The organism is Arthrobacter sp. SRS-W-1-2016 (genome assembly GCF_002009585.1).
Classification (GTDB): domain Bacteria; phylum Actinomycetota; class Actinomycetes; order Actinomycetales; family Micrococcaceae; genus Arthrobacter; species Arthrobacter bambusae_A.
The window spans coordinates 24606-32858 of sequence record NZ_MTPV01000037.1; the positions used below are offsets into that span (position 1 = coordinate 24606).

The following is an 8253-nucleotide window of genomic DNA, read 5'->3' on the forward strand; positions in this document are numbered from 1 at the left end:
GACCCCCGCGATCCCCGCTCACCTATAAGCCCACTTTCCCCAACGCCCGCTCACTTATAAGCCCATCTCGGCCGACGCTCGCTCACCAGGGTGAGCGAGCGTCGGCCGAAATGGCGGCAAAAGTGAGCGGGCGTTGGCCGAAAAGGCGACATACGTGAGCGGGCGTCGGGGCTGCAGAACAGACCCTCTTGACGCAAACCTATGCCGCACCTCACAATAAGTGAATGGCTTTCACTAAAGAATCGGCGGCAATGGCGCCGCCCGCGACCGTCAGCGTTGACGGCGGATTGAAGAAGAACGCAATAGGCACTCGCGACATTGTGTTCATGTTGGTGTCGGCGGCCGCTCCGCTGACCATCGTCGTCGGGATCGCCCCGCTCGCCCTCGCCGTGGGCGGCGTCGGGGCTCCCTCCATTTACCTCGCTGCGGCCATCGGCCTGGGCCTGTTCGCCATAGGTTTCATGGCGCTTACCCGCCACGTCCGGTCCTACAGCGGCTTCTACGGCTACATCTCGAAAACGCTCGGCCGCGTGGTCGGCCTCGGCTCCGGCCTCACTGCCTGGATGAGCTACAACGGCCTGCAAATCGGCCTCTATGGACTGCTGGGCATCCAAGCCAACCTCGCAGTGAAGTCCTTCACCGGTGTGGAACTTCCCTGGTGGCTCTACGCGATCGTGTCGATCGGCGCCGTCTGGTACCTGGGCTGGCGCGGAATCGACGTCGGCGCCAAGGTCCTCGCCGTCCTGCTCACCCTCGAAACCCTGATCGTCGCCATCGTCGCCGCGTTCGTCCTGGCCCAAGGCGGCGCACACGGCATCAGCTTCGAATCATTCAGCCCGCAGGCCGTCTTCTCCCCGCAGTTCGCCGCCGTCCTCGGGCTTGGTTTCTCCGCCTTCATGGGATTTGAATCCGGAGCCCTATACCGGGAAGAGGCCCGGGACCCGGATCGCAGCGTCCCGCGTGCCACCTACATCTCCATCGCCTTCATCGGCGCGTTCTACGCCTTCGCCGTCTGGATCATCGTCCAGGCCTTCGGGGCGGACGCCGTCCAGGCGTTCGCCGCGGGCCACCTCGACGCCGGGGACACCGCCTACATCGCGGCAGGCAACTTCGCGGGCGGCTGGTGCGTGAACCTTATGAGCGTCCTGATCGTCACCAGCATCTTCGCCGCCCAGCTCTCCTTCCACAACACCATCAACCGCTACACCCTGTCGCTCAGCCGCGAGGGCATTTTCCCGAAACGCTCCGGCCGCATCAGCCCGCGATACCGGACGCCCTCCGTGGCCGGGTTCGACCAGACCCTGCTCGCACTCGCCCTCGTGATCGGCGCGGCACTGTTCCATCTGGACCCCTTCACCCAGTTCCTGATCTGGACGAACACCCCGGGCGTGATCGGCATCCTCCTCCTGCAGGCCCTCACGGGTGTCGGCGTCGTGGTCTTCTTCACCCGGCTCAAGGACCATGGCCTTCGCTGGTATGTCGTCCCTTCGGCCGTGGCCGCGACCATCATCATGTGCGCCGTGACCTGCCTGATGGCCAACAACACCCAACTTCTCACCGGCCTCCCGGCCGGTGACCCCGTCAACACCACGCTCCTCGTCGTCGCGCCGCTCTTGTTTGCAGCCGGAACCGTGCTGGCCCTCGTGCTGCGCAAGGCCAACCCGGCCGCCTACCAGCGGATCGGCCACTCCGAGTGATCACGGAGCCTAGTCTTGAGGGATGCAGACTCCCAGCAAAACCAGCCAGCTAGGACGCCCGCGGACACCGAGGCTCTCGCGGAAGGCGATCGGCCGCGCGGCGCTCGAGATGTTCGAGGAGGAGGAGAGCCTCTCCATCCCGCGGCTCGCGGAGCGCCTGGGCGTCAGGCAGTCATCCTTCTACAAGCACGTCACCGGCCGGCAGGAGATCATCGAACTGGCCCGTGGCGCGCTCGTGGAGAGAGCTCCGATGCCCGAGTTGCCGTCCGGCAGCCTTGACGATGTCATCCGCGAGATCTTCGACTCCCTTCGCAAGGCATACGGCCTGGTGCCGGCGCTCCTTCCCCTCCTGCTCACGCAGCCGGTGTCACACCCGGCAGCCTTGGAGCGCTACGACCGGTTTGTCGAAGCGTTTGAGATCGCGGGGGCGCCGCGGCACCTCATCATTCCCGCCCTGGAAGCCCTCGACAGCGCAGCGATCGGCGCGAGCCTCGATGCGATGACGATGGAATCCGCGTGGAGCATCAACGAAGAGGAAGAAGGAACATATCCACATCTGTTCGCGGCAAAGAAAGCCGTGGCAGAGCACCCTGTAGACCGCTTCGCTTTCCTGGCCGATGTCCTCTCGGCAGGATTGAGGGCGGCCATCGACGACGACTGATCCTCACCGGGCCGGCGTCGGAAACCCGAACACCACAAGGAGTTACATCTTGACCACGCCCGAGCCCATCGATCTCGTCATCCTCTCGTCCAGCATCCTCCACGGTGAGGCGCTCACAGAGACCGCCGGTTTCGTCGCCATCTCAAATGGCCGCATAGCGCACGTCGGCCGCGCCGAGGCTGCCGCCGAATGGACCCCAAGAGCCAAACAAGTGATCGACGTCAGCGACGCAACAATCTGCCCCGGCCTGATCGACGCCCACATCCACCCCATCCACGGGGCGGAAATCGCCCGTGGCCTTGACCTGGCCGGCATCACCGGGCTTGACGACGCCCGCGCCGCCCTTGCGCAGTACGCCGGTTCCACGCCGCACGCCGTCGGCTCCGATTGGTTGTTCGCGTGGGGCCTCGACCCTGCCATCTTCGGGGACGCAGGCTTCAACAACTCCCTCTTCGACGGAATCCTCGATGACGAACTCGTATTCATCACCCTGTTCGACGGCCACGCCTCACTCGTCTCCGACGCCGCCCTCAAGCTCGCCGGGGTCACCGGAACGGAAGAGCTTCCCAGCACCGGCTATGTCGGCGTCGACCAGGACGGCAAGCCCAACGGCATGCTCTACGAAATGACCGCCCAGGACCTCGTGCGCGGAATCCTCCCCCAGCCCTCCTTCGATCAGCGGGTCGACGAACTCGGGGAACTCCTGCGATCCATGGCCGAAGCCGGGCTGGTAGCCGGCCAGATGCTGGACTTCGGGGCCCCGGACACCCTGGAAGTGCTGGAAGCCCTCGAACGCAGAGGCGAGCTCGCCATCCGGCTGAGGATCTCCCCGTGGGTCATGCCCGGCGCCACCGAGGAGGACCTGAAGGCCATGCTGGCGATGCAGGGCCGGCACGGCAGGCGTTGGCACGTTCACGGCATCAAGCTCATGATGGACGGAACCATCGACAACGGCACGGCCTGGCTCTTTGAGCCCGACGCCCACGGAGAATCGCTCCATCCGCTCTGGCACGATCCTGAAGCCCTCGCCGCAGCCATGAAGTTCTTCCACGAACACCGGATCCCCACCACCACGCACGCCATCGGCGACCAGGCCGTTTCCTTCGTCGCGCGGACCATCGGAGCCCTCCCCAAGAACGGCACCGTCCACCGGATCGAGCACATCGAATCCATCCCGGATTCGATCCTGGCGGAAATCATCAGCGCGGGTGCCGCAACGAGCCTGCAGCCGACGCATTGCGCCCTCTACAGCCGCGCCGACCACACCGACAACTGGTCCCGCAGGCTTGGCAGCGAACGGGCCAATCACGCCTGGCGGACCCGCGATCTCCGCGACGCCGGAGCCATCGTAGCGCTCGGTTCGGACTGGCCCATCGCCCCTTTCGACCCGCGGGCGATCATCGCCTCAGCCCAGACGCGCCGCCCGGCCGGCCGGCCCGACGTCGAACCCGTCCAACCACAGCAGGCGCTGTCCGCGCGGGCCGCGCTCGAAGGTTACACGAGCCAATACTGGAAGTCTGTCGGCGAGGAAGGCGGCATTGTGGAAATGGGGGCCCGCGCAGATCTGACGGTGGTCCGGCACAATCCCCTGGCCACGTCGCCGGACGAATTTGCGCAGACGCCGGTGATCCTGACGGTCGTCGACGGTGAAATCGTTGTTGATAACCGCGAGGCGCTTAACGCGGGAGCCACCCTGGGCTCCCTCCGGAGGGCTTAGGCCAAGGCATCTTCGAGCGCGTCGATGAGCACCCCGGAATCGGGCTCGACGGCGGACGGGAAGCGGGCGAGCACCTCGCCTTCGCGGCTCACGAGGAACTTTTCGAAGTTCCACTTCACCTTCTGCGGTTTGGAGCCGTCGGCAGTCCGGGTCAGCTCGGCATACAGGGGGTGCTGGTGCTTGCCGCGGACCTTGGACTTGCTCGCGAGCGGGAACGAGACTCCGAAATTGCGCTGGCAGAAGTCCGCGATCTCCGCGTCGGAACCCCGCTCCTGTGCCCCGAACTGGTTGCACGGCACGCCCAGGATCTCGAATCCGCGGTCGCGGTATTTTTCGTAGAGCACTTCAAGTCCCGAGTACTGGTGCGTGAAGCCGCACTTCGAAGCCACATTGACTACCAGTACGACTTTGGCCTCGAAACGCCCAAAGTCGGCCTCGGAGCCGTCGTTGAACGTCAGAGGAATGCTGTAGAGCAGGGACATTGAATCGCTTCCTTACGACGTGGAACCTCGGCAGCTGCCGCATTCGAGTCTACGCGCGGCAGGGCTGTGGGGCGGGACCAAAGGAATGGGACGACTCAGGGCTTGGGAACCGCCGTTTTGGTAGTTGACGTGGCCGACGGCGTGGGTGAGGTGGGTGCCGGCGTCGCGGGTGAGGTGGGTGCCGGCGTCGCGGGTGAGGTCGGGGCTGGCAGGGTGTGCGTCACGGTTGGCACCGAAGCAGGGAGGCTCGACGTCGGCGCCGCCGTGGGCGGTGCGGTCACCGTGGGCGGAACTGTCGCCGTCGGCGGCTGCGTCCCGGTAGGAGTCTGCGTCCTGATCGGGACCGGCGACGGGCTCGGAGTGCCGGTGGGCGACGCGGTCGGCGTCGGCGACTTAGTCGGCGTCCCGGAGGGGCTCGGTGTCGGCGTCGGCGCCTTAGTCGGCGTCCCGGTGGGTGACGCCGTCGACGTCGGCGACTTAGTCGGCGTACCGGTGGGCGAAGCCGTCGACGTCGGGCTTTGCGTGGCCGTGGCAGCAGGGCTCGGCGCAACCTTCGCCTCCTGCACCCCGCCCGTCACCGCCGGTCCGGCGGCCACGGCCCCCGGGTCGGTGGGCACGGCACCGGGAATGGACCAGACGGAGCCCGCCGAGGTCGCGGTGGCGGAACCTGGCTGATAGCTGACCATCGCGATATCGCCGAGGGGATCCACCTGCTTGGTGGGCATGAACGTCCAGTTCATCGGGTTGGTGTAGACGCCGTTGAGAATGGTCTCGAAATGCAGGTGGCAACCAGTCGAGGAACCCGTGGTTCCCACCCTGGCGATGACCTCGCCTACCCGGACCGATTGCCCCTTGGTCACTGCGATTCCCTGCAGGTGGTTGTACGTGGTGACCAGGCCGTTGCCGTGATCAATTTCCACGCGATTGCCGCCGCCCCACGGGTGCCATCCCACGGCCCGGACCACGCCGGAGTCGGCCGCGTAGACGAGCGTGCCGCAAGCCGCGGCAAAATCCTGGCCCCAGTGGAACTCTCCCGGCAATCCGGTGATGGGATCGATCCGCAATCCGAAGGGAGAACTCGGAACCAGCACCTCGAGCGGCGCATAGAGTTTTCCGGCAGGGGGCCGGTCGAGGGAGCTCGACGCGACATTGAGGGTGCCTATGCCGTTCTTGTCGAGGGTTTGGACCGGGGAACGTTCAAAGGACACCGCGGCTTTGTCGCCCGCGACGACCGGGGCCGATGCCGGGCTTTGGGGCGCGGTCTCCTGCGCGCTGGCAGTGGCGCCATCCGTGGGTAGCATGCCGGGTTCCACCTGGCCCATGGCCAACGATGCATTGCTTCCAGGTCCGCCCAAACCCGGCCCTTGGAACCCGAAAGCGAGGATCACCAGGACAGCGAGGAGGCAAGCCGAAAGGACCCGGCCAAATTTTCTTGTGAGCACCAGGTCGATGACCTGGCCAGACTCATGATGCTTTCCCACAGCGGCTCCTGAGACAGGCGCTCATCCCCAAGTACGGGCGCGCTTGTCCCATTGTGGCCGCTATGAAATCGAATGGGAACACTCGACTTCATACTCGGCCGGTCCGCGGAACACTCGCCGGGCCGTAGCGGGCTACTCGCCGAGGTTCTCTTTCAGCAACGCGCGGTGCTCGACGGCGGCATCCGAATGGAGCGCGCGGCCGGCCTCGGTCAGCTCGAGGTACAGCGAGCGGCGGTCATCCGCGCAGGTTACGCGGGAGACGAGTCCGGCTTTCTCCAGGCGGTCGACAACCTTGGAAACGGCGCTCTGGGTCATGGGGGTCCGCTCCCCGAGCGCCTTCATGCGGCAGGCAGAGTCAACGCTTTCGGCAACGAGATCGAGGATTTCGAATTCGTTCAGGCCGATGTCGAACTTGGCTTCGAGGGCACGGTCGATGGCGGCCGCGGTGCGGAAGTACGAGTTCTGGATGCTGCGCCATTGCTCAACCAGCTGGCGATCCTGCGTTGTTGCCATGGCCCGATTCTAGTCGCAACCCTAGATAAAGTCCATGTCATAAGATTCCAAGTCATATTCCTTGTCATTGAATGACGTGTCATATAGATTGATTTTCATGACTTCACCAAGCACCCTCACGAGATCTGCCGAGCAGCTCCATACAGCCGTCCGCTGGACCCGGGCCCAGTGGCTGCTGCTTATGGTGGTGTGCACTGTTCTGGCCCTCGACGGCCTGGACGTTTCCATGGTGGGCGTGGCCCTTCCCTCCATCGGGCATGAACTCCACCTCGGAACCGATTCCCTCCAGTGGATCGTTTCCGCCTACGTCCTGGGCTACGGGAGCCTCTTGCTCCTTGGCGGGCGGCTCGCCGACCTGCTGGGCCGGCGTCGGATCTTCCTGATCGCCTTGACCGTGTTCGCCGCAGCATCGCTCCTCGGCGGCCTCGTGAACGATCCCACCCTGTTGATCGCCACGCGCTTCATCAAGGGCCTGGCCGCGGCATTCACTGCCCCTACCGGGTTCTCCATCATCACCACCAATTTCGCTGAAGGCCGCGAGCGCAACAAGGCACTGTCCATCTTCACCACTTTCGGCGCGAGCGGCTTTTCACTCGGGTTGGTGGTGGGCGGGCTCATGACCAGCCTGAGCTGGCGCTGGACCTTCCTGGTCTCGGTGCCGATCGCCGTGGCCGTCGTGCTTCTCGGCATGCTGTTCATCCCCCGGGACAAGCCGTCCACGGAGGAGAGCGGCCACGACGTCTGGGGCGCAGTCACCCTCGCGCTCGGCATGCTTGGCCTGGTGTACACCTTGGTTTCAGCTCCGCAGAAGGGGTGGGGATCTGTGGCAACAATCGCCGGATTCGCCATCTCTGCTGCCGTGCTGGCAACTTTCGCCGTCATCGAAAACCGCGTCAAGCACCCGCTCATCCGCTTCGGCATCCTTCGTGAAGGCTGGGTGGCCCGCGCCAACCTGAGCGCCATTGGACTGTTCGGCTCGTACCTGAGCTTCCAGTTCATCCTCACGATGTACTTGCAGTCCGTGCTCGGCTGGTCTCCCCTGGGCATGGCGCTTGCCTTGCTTCCCACGGGGCTCCTGGTGGCAACGAGCGCCCCCTTCGCGGACAGGTTCATCGAGAAGTTCGGAGCTCCGAAGCTCATCCTCACCGGCCTGACCTCGCTGGGACTGGGCTATGTCCTGTTCCTCCGCGTCGGAACCTCACCCAACTACGTCCTGGATATCCTTCCCTCGGTCATCCTCCTGGGCATCGGTTTCGCCTTGGCCTTCCCCTCCATCAACGTCCAAGCCACCGCCGGTATCCGAGATTCGGAGCAGGGGCTGGCTGCCGGACTCATCCAGACCAGCACGCAGGTTGGTGCGGCCTTGGTCCTTGCCGTGGCCACTGCGATCGTGAGCGGGCACGACGCAGGCACCAGCAGCACGCTCAGCGCCGCGGCCATGCTCGATCAGTACCGGCCCGGCCTGGTCCTGAGCGCTGCCGTGGCAATCGCGGCACTGCTGGTGGCAGCGTCCCCGGCGCGCCGCCGTCGGGCACTTGCCGAACAGCCCGCAGCCTAAGCGGATTCGCGTTAGAGGTGCCGGGGCCCCGGGGGGGCCCCCCGGGGGGGGCGCGGCGGGGGGCCGGGGGCGCCCCCGTTAAAAACGCGCCGACCCGGGCGGGCCACAAAAGAGCCGCGGCCAAGAGCAAAAAAAACCGGCTCG

The 8253-nt window shown here is 65.5% G+C and carries 7 protein-coding genes; 4 read left to right on the forward strand and 3 right to left on the reverse strand.

Annotated features, from left to right (window positions below; genetic code table 11):
* Positions 1 to 224: 224 nt before the first annotated feature.
* From BMF89_RS08905 to BMF89_RS08915, 3 genes are read left to right on the forward strand one after another with little or no spacing between them, the layout of a single operon-like run.
* Complete coding sequence (locus BMF89_RS08905) at positions 225 to 1697, forward strand: APC family permease (protein WP_253190767.1); 1473 nt, start codon at positions 225 to 227, stop codon at positions 1695 to 1697.
* A gap of 22 nt (positions 1698 to 1719) precedes the next feature.
* Positions 1720 to 2358 carry a hypothetical protein gene (locus BMF89_RS08910; protein WP_078106736.1) on the forward strand — a complete coding sequence of 213 codons (639 nt, stop codon included), beginning with the start codon at positions 1720 to 1722 and terminating at the stop codon, positions 2356 to 2358.
* A 49-nt stretch (positions 2359 to 2407) separates the two neighbouring features.
* A complete protein-coding gene (locus BMF89_RS08915; protein WP_171983442.1) occupies positions 2408 to 4075 on the forward strand; it encodes an amidohydrolase in 1668 nt (555 codons plus the stop codon).
* Here the strand turns inward: BMF89_RS08915 and BMF89_RS08920 are convergent.
* The 3 genes from BMF89_RS08920 to BMF89_RS08930 all read right to left on the reverse strand — a co-directional run bounded on the left by BMF89_RS08920 (position 4072) and on the right by BMF89_RS08930 (position 6551).
* The gene (locus tag BMF89_RS08920) at positions 4072 to 4557 is read right to left on the reverse strand and encodes a glutathione peroxidase (protein WP_078106738.1); all 486 of its coding nucleotides are present in this window, start codon (positions 4555 to 4557) and stop codon (positions 4072 to 4074) included. The two genes, BMF89_RS08915 and BMF89_RS08920, sit on opposite strands and share 4 nt — an antisense overlap.
* 95 nt (positions 4558 to 4652) lie before the next feature.
* Positions 4653 to 6038 carry a M23 family metallopeptidase gene (locus BMF89_RS22410; protein WP_253190768.1) on the reverse strand — a complete coding sequence of 462 codons (1386 nt, stop codon included), beginning with the start codon at positions 6036 to 6038 and terminating at the stop codon, positions 4653 to 4655.
* A 132-nt stretch (positions 6039 to 6170) separates the two neighbouring features.
* The gene (locus BMF89_RS08930) at positions 6171 to 6551 is read right to left on the reverse strand and encodes a MarR family transcriptional regulator (protein ID WP_078106739.1); all 381 of its coding nucleotides are present in this window, start codon (positions 6549 to 6551) and stop codon (positions 6171 to 6173) included.
* 97 nt (positions 6552 to 6648) lie between these two features.
* On the opposite strand from BMF89_RS08930, the gene BMF89_RS08935 reads away from it, so the two are divergent.
* The gene (locus BMF89_RS08935) at positions 6649 to 8109 is read left to right on the forward strand and encodes an MFS transporter (RefSeq protein WP_078106740.1); all 1461 of its coding nucleotides are present in this window, start codon (positions 6649 to 6651) and stop codon (positions 8107 to 8109) included.
* Positions 8110 to 8253 lie beyond the last annotated feature (144 nt).